The sequence below is a fragment of the Xanthomarina sp. genome, assembly GCF_035306605.1.
GTDB lineage: Bacteria > Bacteroidota > Bacteroidia > Flavobacteriales > Flavobacteriaceae > Xanthomarina.
The window spans coordinates 20,964-38,641 of the sequence record NZ_DATGNR010000078.1; the positions used below are offsets into that span (position 1 = coordinate 20,964).

Consider the following 17,678-nt stretch of genomic DNA (forward strand, 5'->3'; position numbering starts at 1 on the left):
GGTTACATGTCTAATAAATAAGCAAATATTAATGGTGCAACAATGGTTGCGTCGCTTTCAATTATAAACTTTGGGGTATTTACATCTAATTTTCCCCACGTAATTTTCTCGTTAGGAACCGCACCTGAGTATGATCCGTAACTTGTAGTAGAGTCGCTAATTTGACAGAAATAGCTCCAGAATGGCGTATCCGTTCTTTCCATATCTTGGTATAACATAGGAACTACACAGATTGGGAAATCTCCCGAAATACCTCCTCCAATTTGGAAGAAACCAACACCATTTTTAGAGTTCTCTGTGTACCAATCTGCTAAGAAAGTCATATATTCAATTCCAGATTTCATGGTGCTTGCTTTTAACTCTCCTTTTAGAACGTAGCTAGCAAAAATATTCCCCATAGTACTATCTTCCCATCCTGGACAAATAATTGGTAAATTTTTCTCAGCTGCAGCGTACATCCAAGAATCTTTTAAATCTATTTCATAATACTCTTCCAAAACACCAGAAAGCAACATTTTGTACATATACTCATGTGGTAAATAACGCTCTCCTTTAGCTTCAGCATCTTTCCAGATTTTTACTATATGTTTTTGTAAACGTCTAAAAGCTTCTTCTTCTGGAATACAAGTATCTGTTACTCTATTCAGACCTTTCTCCATTAAGTCCCACTCTTCTTGAGGTGTTAAATCTCTATAATTTGGTACACGTTTGTAATGTGAATGTGCAACCAAGTTCATGATATCTTCCTCTAAATTCGCTCCTGTACATGAAATAATTTGAACTTTATCTTGACGAATCATTTCGGCAAAAATCTTTCCTATTTCAGCTGTACTCATTGCTCCCGCTAGAGAAACCAACATTTTAGCACCAGAATTCAATTGGTCTTCATACCCCTTTGCTGCATCTACCAAAGCAGCTGCATTAAAGTGTAAATAATATTTTTCTATAAAATTTGAAATCGCTCCTTTAGTACTCATCTTCTTCGTTGAATTTTGAATTGTTATTTTTATTGATGTATGAATTGTCAAAAGAGTTGTCGTACTCGTCGTCTACACCCTCATTTTGAAATTTATAACTAAGCATTTTGTAATATAATTTTGCAGCCAAGAAATCTGAAGATTTTTCAGTTTCATTAGGACATAGCTCTACAATATCGAAACCTACTACATTTTTCTCTGCGAAAATTTGCTTTAAAAAATCTAAAGTTTCATACCATAAAAGTCCTCCTGGCTCTGGCGTTCCAGTACTAGGCATAATTGAAGGATCGAATGCATCTAAATCAATTGTAATAAACACGTTTTCTGTCATTTGATCGATGGCAGAATCCATCCAAGTATCGTCTACCGCCATTTCATGTGCGAAATAAGTTTTCTCTCTATCCATAACAGTTGTTTCCACAACATCCATAGAACGAATTCCAACTTGAATTAAATTGGTAGTTTGACTAGCTTCGTAAACAGCACAGGCATGGTTGCATTTCGTGCCTTCGTATTCTTTACGCAAATCGGCATGTGCATCAATCTGCAATACGGTTAGATTATCAAAACACTCATTAAAAGCTCTAATAGTACCAATTGAAATAGAGTGTTCACCACCAAAAGCTGTAACAAATTTATTTCTCTTAATATACTTTTTGGTAACCTGGTGTACGGCTTCTACCATGGCTTCCGGAGAAGAGTTTTCTGTAACAGGATCGGCTAAATAAACCCCTTGCTGATACACTTCTGTGCCAGTTTCAATGTCGTAAAGCTCCATATTTTCTGAAGCATTTAAAAAAGCTTCCGGACCTTTATCAGCTCCTTTTTGCCAGGTACTTGTTCCATCGTAAGGCACAGGAATCAAAACTATTTTTGCATTATCTAGTTTTGAATATTCTTCTGGAATTCCAGCGTATGTCTTATTACTCATGTTTAATATCTATTGTTTTTAAATGTAAAATGCTATTCGAGTTACTATAATTTCTATTGATCACTCGTGTCATGATAACCTAAAATTTTAAGTAAGTCTTCACTTTTTTGTTGTTCACTAAATAATCTTGTAGAGAGGTTTCCATCTTCGTCTTTATCAATTAAAATATGCTTTGGCGAAGGAATTAAACAGTGTTGCAATCCTCCAAACCCTCCTATAGTTTCTTGATACGCACCGGTATTAAAGAAACCAAGATATAAGGGTTTGTCCTTGTTATATTTTGGCAAGTAAATAGCATTCATATGCTGTTCACTGTTGTAATAATCGTCGCTATCGCAGGTTAAACCTCCTAACAACACGCGTTCATAACTCTCATACCATCTATTAATTGGCAACATTACAAAACGTTTGTTAATTGCCCAAGTATCTGGTAAAGTTGTAATGAAAGATGAGTTAATCATGTTCCATTTTTCACGATCGTTCTGTTGTTTTTGGTAAAGCACTTCGTAAATAGCACCACCACTTTCTCCTACGGTAAAACTACCAAATTCGGTGAAAATATTTGGCACAGGAACTTCTTCTTGTTCACAAAATGATTGAATTTGATTGATAATTTCATCAACCATATATTCGTAATCAAAATCGAATGCCAAAGAGTTTTTAATTGGAAACCCGCCTCCAATATTCAAACTATCTAACGATGGACAAATTTGCTTTAAACTAGTGTAAACTTTTAAACACTTTGTCAACTCGTTCCAGTAATAGGCGTTATCTCTTATTCCTGTATTAATGAAGAAGTGAAGCATTTTAAGCTTAACCTTCTTGTTGTCTTTAATTTGTCTGTTATAAAATGGAACGATGTTTTTATATCCAATACCCAAACGTGAGGTATAAAACTCAAATTTTGGCTCCTCTTCTGAAGCAATACGAATTCCGATATTAAATTTACCATTGATTTCTTGTGAAAGCAATTCTATTTCTTCGTAATTATCGATAATTGGAATACAGTTCTTTTGTCCGTTATTAATTAACCGAGCAATATTAGTTACATATTGGGCACGTTTAAAACCATTACTAATGATGTAGGTTTTATCTGTAATTTTCCCTTCAGCTTTTAAGCTTTCTACTATATCTATATCAAAAGCCGAAGAAGTTTCAATATGAATATCGTTTTTTAAAGCTTCATTTAAAACATGTTTAAAATGAGAACTTTTAGTGCAATAGCAATAGTGATATTTGCCTTTATACTTATGTTTTTTAATAGCTTTTGCAAACCAATCCTTGGCACGGCCAATATTATTGGAAATTTGAGGCAAATAGGTGAATTTTAATGGAGTACCATATTCTTCAACTAAAGCCATTAAATCTATATCGTGAAATTGAAGATGTTTGTCTTCAAGTTTAAATTCTTCTTGTGGAAAATAAAAAGTCTGATTGATTAAATCAATATATCTTGTATTCATTATAAGTTTTTAAAAAAGTAATTATTCAAAGTTATTAAAACTAAACCTTTAAAGGTAAACAATAATGTATACAAATCAAACTTGAATTTGACTTTGAGTTGTTGGTATAAACCCATAGTTATGCTGACTAGCATAAATGGCTATTACGGAAGATAGCTTTAAAATTCGGTTACTTAATCTGTAAGCTGCTTTTGAAAATGACTTCCAAATTTTCAAAGGCCCGAACGTAAAAACATGGTTCAAATTGTTCAGCTAATTAAGATGCAAAAGAAATGTTTTTTTTTAAAAAACTACTCACTTTTAATAAAAATATTAATCTGTTTATTTTAATAGGTTTTTAGTACTCCTGTTTGTATTTGACATTAAAATCCAAACATACTTAAGACTAAAAATCAACACATTAAACAAACATATACAACAATTACAATCAAACAGCTCCAATGGAAACTACCGTTTTTAAAAGCCCTAAAGTACAGAACAAAAAAAATTCATTGGACAAGTCAGTTTTAATAAGAAAACTGCTATCAATCCAATGAATTTATATTCGTTTTTTTCTTCCTCTTTAAGAAGAATATTATTTAACTCCTTCCTTTTTAAAGCACGACAAAAGAAACAACTATTCGAATTTTATTTCTAATTGTAGGTTTGTTTTAAAGAAAAGAATTATAACATTCTTAAAGTATTCAACTCTTGTTCCGTTAGATGTTTCCAATGGCCTCTAGGAATATCCTTTTTGGTTAAGTGACCAATAGCAACACAATCCAAACTAATAATATCGTATTTCAACTCATCGAAAATAGTTCTTATTATAGTATTTCCCGTGTTTTTAATCTTCAGTCCTATTTCTTTTTTAGAGGCACCATCTATATAGCTAATTTCTTCAACAGCTACATGCTTTCCATCTATTTTTAAACCTTCTCTAATTTTTACTAGATCTTCAAATTTTAAATTCTTATCTAATTCAATATGAAATAAACGAGCGACCCCATGTTTAGAATTAGTAAATTTCTCAACTATACTTTCATCGTTCGTAAACAAAAGCAAGCCTTTTGAATTACGTCCTAAACGTCCAATTGGTTTTATTCTTGAATCTGTTGCATTAGCAACTAAATCCATAACGGTTCTACCTTTGCCTTCTGCAGTGGTTGTGGCAAAACCTTTTGGTTTATTAAGTAAAACGTATGCTTTCTTTTCAGGATTTACACGTCTACCATCGTAACGAACATCATCGGCCAATTTTACCTTATAACCCATTTCGGTTACAACTTTTCCATTAACAGATACTAAACCAATAGCTATATGCTCATCGGCTTCTCTACGGGAGCAAATCCCAGAATTAGCAATGTATTTATTTAAACGAATCTCATCTGGATTCGATTTTTTTGGTGCTGCTTTTTTCTCAACCTGAGGTTTTGATGTAGCAAATTTCTGCTTGTTTACCGGCGCATTTCCTCTTGCAAAGCTTTTTCCTTTCTCAGAACTACCACCTCTACTCGACTGGTTAGCTCCTCCCTTTTGCTGTCCTCTTCCTGAAGATTTCCCTTTACTACTGCTACCTTGATTTCTACTCATAATCTTTTCCCAAAAAACTGGGAGTCTTTTTTAATTAAAATATACTAAATTTCTCCGCAAAGATACAGAAAGACCTATTGCTTTCAATCATCTAAATAACAATTCTTAAATTCTATTAAGCACTAAATCAATATTTATAAGCATAATACTGAAAACACCTGCTACAATAATAAATTTTAAAATGTTATGTAAAATTAAATAATGTGCTTTTGTTTTTGAAGTCCAAAGAAGAAAAATAAATACAACCAACAATAAAACACTTAAGTAAAAGAAGTAACTCATCTGTCCCACGTTAAAGTGAAACAACAAAAAATATGCAGGAATGGTGGTTAAAAGCGCCAAAACAGATAGCATAACCTTTGAAACATTTTCGCCATAAACTATAGGAATGGTGTGATATTTCAACACTAAATCTCCTTTTATGTTTTCTAAATCTTTGGTCAGCTCTCTCATAGAAATAATTAAAAACAAATAGGCCGCATGGACAAAAATAACATGCTCGAAATTTTTGTAATACATAAAAATAGCGAAAAATGGAGTAATGGTTAAAACAGCTGAAGTTAAATTTCCAATAAATGGGAGTTTTTTTAATTTATGTGAATAAAACCAAATACCAAATATGTAAAGCGAAAAGAAAATAACGGTTCTAAACGACACATAACTAGCCATAACTACTGCCACAAAATTAAGTACGAAATACAATGACAATTTTGTATTCTGACTGACAAGCCTGTCTAATTTAGACTTATGAGGGCGATTGATTAAATCCTTTTCCGAATCGTAGAAATTATTAATAATGTAACCTCCTGCAATGGTTGCAGCAGATGCTAAGACTAAAATTAATAGGTATAAATCTAAAACCACTTCCCTTAAAGGCAAGTCGTGTGCAAGTATATAGATAGAAGTTAAATATTGAGCAATTACTACAATAAGGATATTGTATCCTCTAACAACAGAAAACATGCTAAAAAACTTGAGTAGAATGTGTTTCTGTCTTCTGGTTAACATGTATACCTAAAGTAAAGTAAAACTATTTGTAGAATTCCTCGTCTAAAAAGATTTGTTTAGAAATTATAAACGACTTCTAAATTGTAATCTTTAAGAGATTTTTTTGCCTTTTCAATATCTTCGGTAAAGCCAAGGATATATCCACCACCACCTGAACCACAAAGCTTTAAGTAGTAATCATTTGTTTCGATACCTTTTTTCCAAAGCTCATGAAACTGCTGTGGAATCATAGGTTTAAAATGGTTTAATACCACTTTCGATAATTTTTTAGTATTGCCAAATAGGGATTTAATATCTCCTTTTAAAAAGTCATCTACACACGCATCAGTATGTTTTATAAACTGATTTTTCAGCATATTTCTAAACCCTTCCTGTTTCATGTTTTCCATAAAAATACTCACCATTGGAGCAGTTTCACCAGTAATTCCGCTGTCAATTAAAAAAACCGCATTTTTCCCTTCTGAATTTTGTGAAGGAATTCCTGTGGCTTCAATATTATCATTGGAAAGGATAAGAATTGGAATGCTTAAATAACTATTTAAAGGATCTAAACCTGAAGATTTTCCATGGAAAAAAGATTCCATTTCAGAAAAAATCGATTTTAATTTTAATAACTTTTCTCTAGTTAAGTTCTCTAAAACGGTAATTTTTTCGAAGGCATATTGATCGTAAATAGCAGCAACTAAGGCACCACTACTTCCCACCCCATAACCTTGCGGAATAGAAGAATCAAAATACATACCTGCGTCAACATCTTCTTCTAATTTATCAAAATCGAAACTCACTAAGTTAGCATCAACCGTTTTAAGGTATTTAACAAAGCGCTTCAAACTTTCATTGGACTTTTTTGCTACTTCAGACGTACTGCCTTCCATTTTTAAAGCACCATTATAAAAATTATAAGGTATTGATAAGCCTTTGGAATCTTTAATGATTCCATATTCTCCAAAGAGTAATATTTTTGAGTAAAAAAGGGGTCCTTTCATAAAATAGTGTTCAGTCTCAGTGCGAAGTAATCCGCAACCTTCATTCAAATATACGTAATAATATTATAATTGGTTTGCACCAAATCCAATTTGGTCACAAATATATTGCTCGTTTTGACAATATGCAACTAATTCATTCTTAATGAAGTCTAAGATAACCTTAGCTTCCTTTTTAGGATAAAGTACATGCACATTTGCTCCGGCATCCAAAGTAAATCCAATATGCAAACCTGTATCTTCTCTAAAACTCCAGATTTTATTGATGATTTCAAGTGTGTTTGGTTTCATTAAAATAAAATATGGCATGCTTGTCATCATCATAGCATGAAGCGTTAATGCTTCACTTTCTATCAAGGCAATAAATTTATCTAAATCCCCCGACTCCAATATCGGCTTTAGTTTTTCAAGATGATCATGAGCCTGCTTAAACCGATTTTTGGCATAAGGATGATCATGCATTAAATTATGACCAACCGTACTGCTTACTTGTTTTTCGCCTTTATCTACTAGCAAAATAGTGTCTTGATATTCCTTGAAATTGTCATGAACCTGGTACGGATATTTCGTGCCAAACAAATCGCTACTTCCGGATATAACATCTGTATCTCCCCAAACTATAACATCACCTTCAATACTTCTACAAGCAGATCCCGAGCCTAATCGTGCTAGAAAGGATGCTTTTTTATTGAAATATTCATCTGTCACTTCAGGATTTAACTGTTTTTCTATACTCATTAGACACAAAGCTAAAGCACTCATACCTGAAGCAGAAGAAGCAATACCTGAACTATGTGGGAACGTATTAGAAGTTTCAATTTTAAAATGAAAATCCTTTAAAAAAGGTAGATAAGGTTCTACTCTCTTAAAAAAGGTGTCAATTTTTGGTTTAAAATCATCCTTTTTCTTTCCATCTAAAAAAACTTCAAATGAGAAATTAGTAGAATCCTCAATTCGAGAATAAGAAAGTGTTGTAATTGTTTTACAGTGATTCAAAGTAAAACTAATGGATGGATTTGCCGGAATTTGGTTTTCCTTCTTTCCCCAGTATTTTACTAAGGCTATATTACTTGGAGATTCCCAAGTAACTGTTCCATTTTCTATTTTAGACTTAGATGCTTGTGGAATAAAATCTTGTTCGCTCATACTGCTAGTAAGGTGACAAAAACTGCTTTAAGGACAATTTTTAAATTTGCTTGTTTCTTATTTGCAAAAATAGGAAATATCTAAAGGTCTTTTTAATTTATCAACGACATTGCCATTAATTTTAGCATAGTTTTATAATTTCTAGCCGTGGCAAATGTGTTTAACTTTCGTTCAAAAAAGTTTACATTGAATTTAGCTTGACCAAAACCTTTTTCTGAGAAGAAATAAATACAATCCTTAATAATTTTATATGTTTCGCCTTCATAAACCTTTTCCGACACGGTTTTCACTAAATTATCCTCTGATAAATCATGTAGCATGATAAAGTAACTATTCTTTTTTTGTTCTTCTGAAAATGGGCAGCTTTCAAAAATACGCTGTAGTTCCAACCTTGTCTTTACTAAAACAGATACTTCAAATCCAAAATGTTTTAGAATGGCATTTTTTATAATTTCCTCTATTTTAAGAAGGTTCTTTTCTGAAGATTGTAAAATAACATTCCCGCTTTGTATATAGGTTTGTATGTTTTTAAAATTAGAGGTTGCAAGTAATTCCCGTAAATCAGCCATAGGCACTTTTTTATGACCACCCACGTTAATTCCTTTTAAAAGTACGATGTAAGTATGTATCACTTTGAAATGGATTTAGCTACAATATAAGCTCCCGTCCAAGCATTTTGAAAGTTAAACCCTCCTGTTACAGCATCGACATTAATTACCTCTCCGGCTAGATAAAGATTATTATGAAGCTTACTTTCGAATGTTTTAAAATTAATTTCTTTTAAATCGACCCCTCCTGCAGTAACAAACTCTTCTTTAAACGTACTTTTCCCATCCACTTGAAAAACAGCCTGAGTTATTTGGGACGCTAAGGTTTCCAATTGATGCTTGTTTACGTCGGCCCAACGAACTTCCTGATCCAGATCCGAGGCTAAAACTAGCTTTTGCCATAATCGTTTTGGCAAATCGAATTGTGTGGACTTAAAAACAGTTTTCTTCGCTAATTCCTGTTTTAACTGCTTCAATTGCTCCAAACAATCTTCAAAGGATTGCCTGATAAAATTAACCTCAATTTCAAACTTATATTCACGTTTAGCTAATTCAATGGCTCCAAAAGCCGATAGTTTTAAAATAGCTGGAGCGCTCATGCCAACATGGGTAATAAGCAAAGGACCTTCACTCCATAAATCTGTTCCTAGAACTTTCACCTCAACATTAAGAGCGACTACTCCAGGAATATCTTTAATACGTTCATCTTTAATATCAAAAGTAAAAAGCGATGGAACGGGCTGCGAAATAGTATGACCTAACACTTCAAGAAGCTTCCATATTTTAGGATTACTACCTGTAGCTATCACTAATTTTTCAGTAGTAAAGACACCTTGTGAAGTATCTAAACTCCAAACATCTCCTTCTTTATTAATAGTTTTTAAAGCATGGTTATACAAAACCTCAACTTTTTGTTTCTTAGCTTCATTTAAAAAACAATCGATAATGGTTTGTGAGGAATTAGACTCTGGAAACATCCGACCATCATCTTCAATTTTAAGGGCAACACCTCGCTTTTCAAACCATTCAATGGTATCTCCAGTCATAAATTGATGGAACGGGCCTAATAATTCCTTTTCACCACGCGGATAATGAAGCACTAATTCTTGTGGATCAAATTCTGCATGAGTTACGTTACATCGTCCGCCTCCAGAAATTTTTACCTTTTGTAGCCCTTCTTTACCTCGTTCAAGTATAGCAACACTTAATGTTGGATTTTGCTCAGCTATATTTATACCAGCAAAAAAGCCTGCTGCTCCTCCTCCAATTATTATTACATCAAATTTTTTCATAAATAATCTGGAACGTCTGAAATGATACCATCAACCTCATAGCTCTTCATACGTTTTATGGTTTCTTCATTGTTAACCGTCCAAGTAAATACTTTATAACCTTCGGTTTGTGCACGTTTAACATTGTCTTTAGTTAATAAAGCAAAATTAGGATGAATGGCTACTGCCTGAATAGTTTTCGCGAATTCCATAGCTTCAGTTACACTTGCTTTAGTTAAAACTCCTAAGGGAATTTGTTCATCTTTTTTAAAAACACCTTCTAATTCATGATGCTGAAAACTGGACACAATAAAATCGTTATATAACCATCCCTTTTCTTTGATGTATTTCTGTATAACTTCTGAAGTTTTAATGGCAGTACCTCTCCCTTTTAATTCAATATTTAAAAAACATTTTTTATCTATTACTTCAAGGACTTCTTCTAAGCTTGGAATTGAAAATTCGTTATTCACTTTCAATTTCTTTAATTCTGAAAGCGAATGTTTTCCAACTTCACCTGTGCCATTCGTCATTCTATCTAAGGTGAAATCATGAAACACAACCAATTCTCCAGACGCACAGACATGCACGTCTATTTCAATTCCATCTACGCCGAAATCCAATGCCTTTTGAATGGATTCCAAAGTGTTTTCAGCTAAGTAACCTTTAGCTCCTCGATGCCCTATTTTTAAACAAGAATAAGCCATTTTACTTAACTATTGGACGCATTAATCCTTCTTGGGCTACAGAAGCTACAAGTTTTCCGTCTCGCGTAAAAATATTACCTCTGGCAAAACCTCTGGCGTTAGAGGTGCTTGGAGATTCTAAAGAAAACAACATCCAATCGTCTAAATCGAAATCTCTAAAATACCACATAGAATGATCCAAACTTGCAGTTTGCAAATTCCCCCAATGAGCAGTGGCTGCATGAGGCTGTATGGCTACCGACAAAATATTATAATCTGAAATATAGGTCAGGATTTGTTGTTTTGTAGGCAAATCTAAATTTGAAGTATTACCTTTTAATTTAAACCAAACATCCGTATAAGGTGGTAGATTTTTTTTATTCAAAGGATTCGGCACTTCCGTAGGTTTAAATTCTACAGGTCTAGGAATCTCTAAAAACGTCTTCGTTTTTTGTGGCAACATATCTCCAAATTTCTCTAGCATATCAGTCCAGCTCATTAAGTCTTCGGGCTGAATAATATTTGAACCCATCTTAATTTGATGCTCATGGCCTTTCTCTACTTTATGAAATGAAGCTGACAAAATAAAAATAATAGTTCCATTTTGACGAGCAGTGACACGTCTAACAGAGAAACTCCCTCCATCCCTCATAATACTAACTTGATAGTGTATGGGCAACTTTAAATTCCCTGCTTCCAAGAAATAGCCATGCATAGAATGCAGAACTCTCTTATTAGTTATAGTCCTATGGGCGGCATTGATGGCTTGAGCCAGTACTTGCCCTCCAAAAACATTAGGGCTGCCAACAGTTTCACTTCTGCCTTCAAACAAGTTTTCAGAAAGCTGCTCTAAAATTAAAATATCTAATAGGTCGTTTACAGATGTCATAAATTGAAATTCTAATCTTTAATTTTCCAAAACTATTAAATTCATTTTTGGGTTGGTCTTATTTTTATAATTAGTTTTGGATAAAACGGTTTTTATCACAACTTTATGATTCGTAAAACGATATTTATTTTATGCTCACTCCTTTTGTTATGCTCATGTAACAAAGGTCGTTTGCATAAAATAGGAGATTTTCCTTTATCTTTAAAAGAAGCCTCTGCTGCCGAAATTGTTAAGGGCTCGCCACTAATTTGGACCATAGAGGATTCTAGAAATCCCAACATACTTTATGGCGTAAATGAAAGAGGAAATATCATTAGAGAAATAACTGTAATAAATGCTACAAACAAAGACTGGGAAGATTTAACAAGCGATTCCTACGGAAATATTTATATAGGTGATTTTGGAAATAACAAAAAGGACAGAGACTCTTTTAACATTTATAAAATATCCAATCTAAAAGATGTAAAGCAACATGCCATTGCTGAATTGATAACATTTAAACTACCACCCGGCACAAAAAAACTGAATTTTGAAGCCTTTTTCATCTACAAAAAGCACTTCTATATTATAAATAAGAAAAGTAAAAAAACCATGCTATTTAAGGTTCCAAACCGTATTGGAAACCATACTGCAGAATATGTTTGCAGCTTTAATCTTGAAAACGAAAAACAAAAAATAACATCGGCCGACATTAGTAAGGACGGAAAAACCATAGTTTTATTAAATCATAATATGATTTGGAAAATAACCGATTTTCATACGGATGATTTTTGTAGTGCCACCATAGAAAATATACCTCTGAATCACATTTCTCAAAAAGAAGGCATTTGCTTTAAAGACGAAAACACCGTGTTAATTACAGACGAACGGATTGGGTTTATTGGAGGTAATATCTACTCCATAAAAATAAAATAAGCATAAAAAAAAGCCTTCTAGTTACAAAAACTTAAAGGCCTTATGATATTAGGTGTACTCCTACTTCAGCTTGTCTGCATGAATTCTACGAAGTTTTGATAACTTCGGCGCTATTACCATACTACAATACCCCTGTTCTTTATTGTTCCTGTAATAATCCTGATGATCCCTTTCGGCTTCGTAGAAAATTCCCAACCTACTTAATTCAGTAACTATAGTATCTTCAAAATACGGAGCCAATTCTTGAAGTATAATTTCGGCCAACATCTTTTGTTCTTCATTATGATAAAAAATCACTGAACGATATTGTGTCCCTTTATCTGCCCCTTGACGATTTAAAGTAGTTGGGTCGTGGGTTGTCATAAAAACGATTAAAATATCTTTGTATGAAATAACATTTGCATCAAAAGTAACTTGAATTACTTCTGCATGTCCAGTTAAGCCAGAGCACACTTCTCTATAAGTTGGTTTTCCAGGAACAGTTCCACCGGAATACCCAGAAACCACTTTTTCTACACCCTTTATTTCTTGAAAAACCGCTTCTGTACACCAAAAACAACCACCACCAAAGGTCGCTAATTGAATATTTTTACTGCTCATTTATTCCTTTTCTAAGATAATTGATTCCGAATTCACACAATATCTCAAACCACTTGGCTCTGGACCATCAGGAAACACATGTCCTAAATGTGCATCGCAGGTATTACACATAACTTCCACGCGCACCATACCAAAAGCGGTATCTTTTTCATATTTAATAGCATTAACTTTGATAGGCTGGGTAAAGCTAGGCCATCCTGAACTTGAGTCAAATTTTATAGTAGAATCAAATAAGGGGGCGTGACAACAAACACAATTGTATTTACCTGCTTCATGTACACTACAAAGAGCACCACTATGCGGGGCTTCTGTCCCTTTTAATCTAGTAATTCTATATTGCTCTGGGGTTAATTGAGCCTGCCATTCCGCAGTAGTTTTCTCAACCCGAGAGTCTGGTGTTGGATTTCCTTTTACAGAAAAACTTATAATATCTTTCCAAGTTAGCATGTTACTTTTCAGTTTTAAAGATTCGTGTCGTCTACTTTTCAATTTTCTTAGTCGTTAGTAAAGTTACCGACTTACATTACAAAAGTACTGAAAACAAAAAAGCCTCAACCTAAAGTTGAAGCTTTCTCTAATTTTGTGCGGGCGGGGATAGTACAATCATTGATTTCATTAATATTCAATTAATCTATAAAGAGCTCAAAACTACTATATTTAATGGTGTTTAAAAGACATTAACTTATTTTTAATTTATTCTAATCTTATTTAATTTTATCAAAATGGGGGAATATTAGGGGAATATACTATTAATTTATATCTTTGAATAAAGGATTTAAATTATGGCCAGCAGCAACTTCAGAATTAAAACAAACAACGATTGGAATACTATTTATTATAGATTCAAACAAGGAGGTCAATTTGATTTAGAGCTTTCTACAGGAATTCAAATTCCTAAAGATAGATGGAGTCAATCTAAACAGAAAATTTTAATAACCCCTCTAATGGACTTCAAAAGCTTTAATGAAAAGCTTGTAGAGTTAGATATTTTTATTAGGAAAGAGTATGAAAACTCCAAAATTAATTCCTCTATTATTAATTCAAAATGGTTAAAAGAAAAAATAGCTTCCTTTTTCAAAAGAGAAACACAGGAGGAAGATACCAATGAAAAGATTTTCTTAACCAATTTCATAAGCTCCTTTATTAAGGAATCACATAACAAAAAGACTAGAAACAATAAGCCTATTGCAAAAAGAACTATTCAGCATTATCAAACTACACAAAACAAAATAATTGCCTTTGAAGAGTTTACAAAATATCGCGTACTATTAAGTGAAATAGATATAGATTTTCATACAAAATTTATCGAATTTCTAGAGACCGAACAAAAACTAAACCCTAACACAATTGGAGGTTATATAGATGATATTAAGCTCTTTTGTAGAAACGCCACTAGAAAAGGGATAGAAATACCTAATGATTATAGATTTCCTGAATTTTATAGCCCTTCTAATAAGACTAAAGACATCTATTTGAAAGAAGATGAAATTAATAAGGTATATAATGCTTCTTTCGATTTAGAACACCTAGATAATGCAAGGGATTGGTTTATCATTGGATTAAGAACAGGGTTAAGGATATCAGATTTTTTAAAGCTAACAAAAAAGCATCTTGAAGATGGTTTCATTGAAAAAACGACAGAAAAGACTGAATACCCTGTTTTAATTCCACTACATGACCAAGTTAAAGCCATATTAGCAAAAAGAAACGGTTGCTTCCCTAGAAGGATTAGCGACCAAAGATTTAATGAATATATAAAAAGGGTATGTGAGGAAGTAGGTATAAATGAAAAGGTAGAAGGAGCTAAAATGTGCCATGTTAAAACTGTAATTATAAAGGATAAAAAAGGAAAGGATAAAAAGAAAAAAATATACAGAAAAAAACATGGTGTTTACTCGAAACATGAATTAGTCTCCTCTCACATTTGCCGAAGGACTTTTGCCACTAACTTATACGGCAAGATTGACACATTAACAATTATGAAAATAACTGGACACAAAACCGAGAGTCAATTTTTAGATTACATTAAAATAACGCCTAGGGAATATGCTGAAAAATTAAAAGCTTATTGGAGTAAAAATTCATTAAACATATAAATTTACAACGATTTAAATATTAAACACTATATCAATTAAGAAAATCAAAGTTGATGATGAAGCAACTAATAATCTTTTGCTTTGAATGGAAATCACAATTTAAAATTTTAAAATCTCACGTTGTTTCCCTAAAAGATTGGCTTGAAAATTAAATTTTTCAACTTATATCAATAATACTCCTTATTAATCTTATATTTATTACACTAACCAACTTATTATGAAAACAATAAACAAATATTTTTTTTTAAACACATTCACCATCTTATTCTTATCCATAATAACATTTACTAATTGCAGTAGTGACGATAATAGTAGTAATGACAATACAGACAACCCTGTCTATTTAGACACCAATGGCAGTACTATTAAGGCTAAAGAATGGGCAGAAATTGGAGATATAGGTGAAATTAACGGGGAATTATACACGGTTGTAGATTATCAGGTATTAAGACAGATGATTATCAATGATGAAGATTTCTCTAAAGTCGCTACAACTTTTGTTACCAACATGCACACACTATTTAGAGATAATAGCAGCGGTATTGTTTACCCAATAAATTATGACATAACAAGCTGGGACACAAGCAACGTAACTACCATGCATGGTATGTTTTATGACCAAGAATCTTTTAATCAAGATATAGGAAATTGGAATACAGGTAATGTAAGCTCAATGGCTAGTATGTTTACAAACGCACACTCATTTAATCAAGATATTGGAAATTGGGACACAAGCAATGTAAGTACAATGTATGCCATGTTTGCAAACTCATATTCATTCAATCAAGATATTGGGGATTGGAACACAAGTAACGTAAGAACAATGAGTCTTATGTTTACAAGCTCACATTCATTTAATCAAGTCATTGGGAATTGGAACACAAGTAATGTAATCAATATGGGTTGGATGTTTGCAAATGCACAGTCTTTTAATCAAGACATAGGAAGTTGGGACACAAGCAATGTTACTGAAATGATTCAGATGTTTAACGCTGCTCAATCATTTAATCAAAATATATCTTCATGGTGTGTTTCTAATTTCACACAAGAACCACAACATTTCTCTATAGACTCACCTTTAATGACAATAAATAAACCTATTTGGGGAACATGCCCTTAATTTATGAGGTACTATCTTAAAGGCTTGCATCCTAATTCGTAATTTCTCAAAAATTCTATTACATTTAAGTTATAATATAATTTATACTTCAAGAATCTTAATTTATAAGATACCAACCGAGACGAGAGTCCACGGTGGTTAAATGATGTGGACTGACTGTCAAAATAAAGTGCAACTCTCCTATTTAATTGATGATGTTTTTAATAAAACAAAAAAGTTATGGCCATTCAAAAATTATTCAGTTTTTTTAATTCTTTTAAAAGCAAAAAGACTGTAAGAAATAATCATAAATTAGAGATTAACAAACCTGTTCAAAGAATAAAAGTTGATGATGATTTTAGCATCATAAAACAAGCTTTTATTGATTTAGGCATTGATATAACGGATATGTCAGTCAAGAAAATTGAAAATGAATTAGATAAAAGGATAATAAACAATATTGGAAACTCACTACAGCAAACAAAAGATAGCAAAGGCGAGGAAGCCACAAGAAATTTTTTTGCCCATAATGAAAACCACAATTTAGTTATTTTAAAAGCTCATCTGGTATCTCTTAAGTGGTGGTTTGATAATAATCTATAATGCTCTAATAAATCTAACATCAACCTTGACTCATTCTGCATTCCTCAATTTGAATTTAATTAGTTCCGCAAGCTTTTTTTTAAACACAATATATGTTGATTAATCCAATTATCTAAATTATCTCTATAATCTTGACCTCCACGGTTAACAGCAGTTTGAGATGGACTGTAAGAAGTGGAAACAAATTCAATTTCATTGTTATTACAAGTATTAATAATTTGTGTAACAAATGGATTAAAACCTAAATTAATATTTAATGGTCTTGCAATTAAATTATTCTCAATTCGACGATTACCTAATGTATGGATTACTTTGGTGATATTATTTTGCTCTAAAAGCTCTATTATCTGATGATTAAACTCTAAGGTTTTATAAAATAATTGATTATTAAAATTAAACGGTCTTCTTACTCGAAAGAGTTCTTTATCTTCATATTTAGTGTAAATGCGTTCATTTACATATTGATTTAGAACTTCTTCATTGGCACATTCTAACTCAATGGAGTTAATGATGTCGCAACAGAAAAATCTATATTTATTCATACAGACTATTTTGTCTTGAAGATTGTTCGTGAAATGATTTTCAGGTAAATTCATGTTTCTGGCTATACTTTTCCAAAAATGATTTGTGGTTCTACCATAATAAAAATCTGTAATTTGATTTGGGTCTGGTTTATTTGGATTAAATGAACCTAAAACTAATGTCTTTGATTTTTTAAAAATTGGATTTAGGTTTTCCAAATCCCAATTTACTAATGCGTGTTGTATTATCATTTTTCAGTTTTGTAAGTAACAAGTTACCATATAGTACATATCTTGTTTATCAACTAATTTAGCAAACAGAAACCGAATAGAAAATCTAAGAGGATTTTCGTAAGTAGGCGAGTACTAG

Annotated in this window: 18 protein-coding genes and 1 riboswitch; of the genes, 4 read left to right on the forward strand and 14 right to left on the reverse strand. The window is 32.3% G+C overall.

The features are described 5' to 3' along the window. Nucleotides 1-2 precede the first annotated feature (2 nt). The 11 genes from VKY41_RS10545 to VKY41_RS10595 form a co-directional block, all read right to left on the reverse strand. The gene (locus VKY41_RS10545; protein WP_500814417.1) at nt 3-977 is read right to left on the reverse strand and encodes a deoxyhypusine synthase family protein; all 975 of its coding nucleotides are present in this window, start codon (nt 975-977) and stop codon (nt 3-5) included. Continuing rightward, nucleotides 967-1,908 carry an agmatinase gene (gene speB / locus VKY41_RS10550; protein WP_500814418.1) on the reverse strand — a complete coding sequence of 314 codons (942 nt, stop codon included), beginning with the start codon at nt 1,906-1,908 and terminating at the stop codon, nt 967-969. The genes VKY41_RS10545 and speB overlap by 11 nt, the downstream gene beginning before the upstream one ends. Nucleotides 1,909-1,961: 53 nt before the next feature. Continuing rightward, the gene (locus VKY41_RS10555) at nt 1,962-3,371 is read right to left on the reverse strand and encodes a type III PLP-dependent enzyme domain-containing protein (RefSeq protein WP_500814419.1); all 1,410 of its coding nucleotides are present in this window, start codon (nt 3,369-3,371) and stop codon (nt 1,962-1,964) included. Between the two features lie 663 nt (nt 3,372-4,034). After that, a complete protein-coding gene (locus VKY41_RS10560) occupies nt 4,035-4,943 on the reverse strand; it encodes a pseudouridine synthase (RefSeq protein WP_500814420.1) in 909 nt (302 codons plus the stop codon). Nucleotides 4,944-5,048: 105 nt separating this feature from the next. Then, on the reverse strand, nt 5,049-5,951 hold the full coding sequence (locus VKY41_RS10565) for a geranylgeranylglycerol-phosphate geranylgeranyltransferase (protein ID WP_500814421.1): 903 nt from the start codon (nt 5,949-5,951) through the stop codon (nt 5,049-5,051). A 56-nt stretch (nt 5,952-6,007) separates the two neighbouring features. Next, complete coding sequence (locus tag VKY41_RS10570; RefSeq protein WP_500814422.1) at nt 6,008-6,937, reverse strand: mevalonate kinase family protein; 930 nt, start codon at nt 6,935-6,937, stop codon at nt 6,008-6,010. Between the two features lie 63 nt (nt 6,938-7,000). Next, nucleotides 7,001-8,080, reverse strand: coding sequence for a diphosphomevalonate decarboxylase (locus tag VKY41_RS10575; RefSeq protein WP_500814423.1), 1,080 nt, complete (start codon nt 8,078-8,080; stop codon nt 7,001-7,003). A 92-nt stretch (nt 8,081-8,172) separates the two neighbouring features. After that, nucleotides 8,173-8,712, reverse strand: coding sequence for a DUF1697 domain-containing protein (locus VKY41_RS10580; RefSeq protein ID WP_500814424.1), 540 nt, complete (start codon nt 8,710-8,712; stop codon nt 8,173-8,175). After that, nucleotides 8,709-9,920, reverse strand: coding sequence for a BaiN/RdsA family NAD(P)/FAD-dependent oxidoreductase (locus tag VKY41_RS10585; protein WP_500814425.1), 1,212 nt, complete (start codon nt 9,918-9,920; stop codon nt 8,709-8,711). Before VKY41_RS10585 ends, VKY41_RS10580 begins: the two co-directional genes overlap by 4 nt. Further along, entirely contained in the window at nt 9,917-10,606 is a 690-nt protein-coding gene (locus VKY41_RS10590; protein ID WP_500814426.1) for a glycerophosphodiester phosphodiesterase, read from the reverse strand. Before VKY41_RS10590 ends, VKY41_RS10585 begins: the two co-directional genes overlap by 4 nt. A gap of 1 nt (nt 10,607) precedes the next feature. After that, nucleotides 10,608-11,474, reverse strand: coding sequence for an acyl-CoA thioesterase (locus VKY41_RS10595; RefSeq protein WP_500814427.1), 867 nt, complete (start codon nt 11,472-11,474; stop codon nt 10,608-10,610). Between the two features lie 171 nt (nt 11,475-11,645). Here VKY41_RS10595 and VKY41_RS10600 point away from each other — a divergent pair, with 171 nt between their 5' ends. Beyond that, nucleotides 11,646-12,389, forward strand: coding sequence for a hypothetical protein (locus tag VKY41_RS10600; protein ID WP_500814428.1), 744 nt, complete (start codon nt 11,646-11,648; stop codon nt 12,387-12,389). A 60-nt stretch (nt 12,390-12,449) separates the two neighbouring features. On the opposite strand, the gene msrA is transcribed toward VKY41_RS10600, so the two are convergent. Beyond that, nucleotides 12,450-12,989 carry a peptide-methionine (S)-S-oxide reductase MsrA gene (gene msrA / locus VKY41_RS10605; protein WP_500814429.1) on the reverse strand — a complete coding sequence of 180 codons (540 nt, stop codon included), beginning with the start codon at nt 12,987-12,989 and terminating at the stop codon, nt 12,450-12,452. Next, the gene (gene msrB, locus VKY41_RS10610; RefSeq protein WP_500814430.1) at nt 12,990-13,436 is read right to left on the reverse strand and encodes a peptide-methionine (R)-S-oxide reductase MsrB; all 447 of its coding nucleotides are present in this window, start codon (nt 13,434-13,436) and stop codon (nt 12,990-12,992) included. It lies immediately after the preceding gene. 335 nt (nt 13,437-13,771) lie between these two features. Here msrB and VKY41_RS10615 point away from each other — a divergent pair, with 335 nt between their 5' ends. The 3 genes from VKY41_RS10615 to VKY41_RS10625 all read left to right on the forward strand — a co-directional run bounded on the left by VKY41_RS10615 (nt 13,772) and on the right by VKY41_RS10625 (nt 16,787). Next, nucleotides 13,772-15,085, forward strand: coding sequence for a phage integrase SAM-like domain-containing protein (locus VKY41_RS10615; protein ID WP_500814431.1), 1,314 nt, complete (start codon nt 13,772-13,774; stop codon nt 15,083-15,085). 217 nt (nt 15,086-15,302) lie between these two features. Next, nucleotides 15,303-16,205, forward strand: coding sequence for a BspA family leucine-rich repeat surface protein (locus VKY41_RS10620; protein ID WP_500814432.1), 903 nt, complete (start codon nt 15,303-15,305; stop codon nt 16,203-16,205). An 80-nt stretch (nt 16,206-16,285) separates the two neighbouring features. Further along, a riboswitch (SAM-I-IV-variant riboswitch) is annotated at nt 16,286-16,382 on the forward strand. A gap of 42 nt (nt 16,383-16,424) precedes the next feature. Beyond that, nucleotides 16,425-16,787 (forward strand): hypothetical protein, encoded by a 363-nt coding sequence (locus VKY41_RS10625; RefSeq protein WP_500814433.1) that lies wholly within the window; start codon nt 16,425-16,427, stop codon nt 16,785-16,787. Between the two features lie 59 nt (nt 16,788-16,846). Here VKY41_RS10625 and VKY41_RS10630 read toward each other — a convergent pair whose 3' ends face one another. Beyond that, nucleotides 16,847-17,560: a hypothetical protein gene (locus VKY41_RS10630; protein ID WP_500814434.1), complete on the reverse strand. Its 714-nt coding sequence runs from the start codon at nt 17,558-17,560 to the stop codon at nt 16,847-16,849. Between the last annotated feature and the right edge of the window lie 118 nt (nt 17,561-17,678).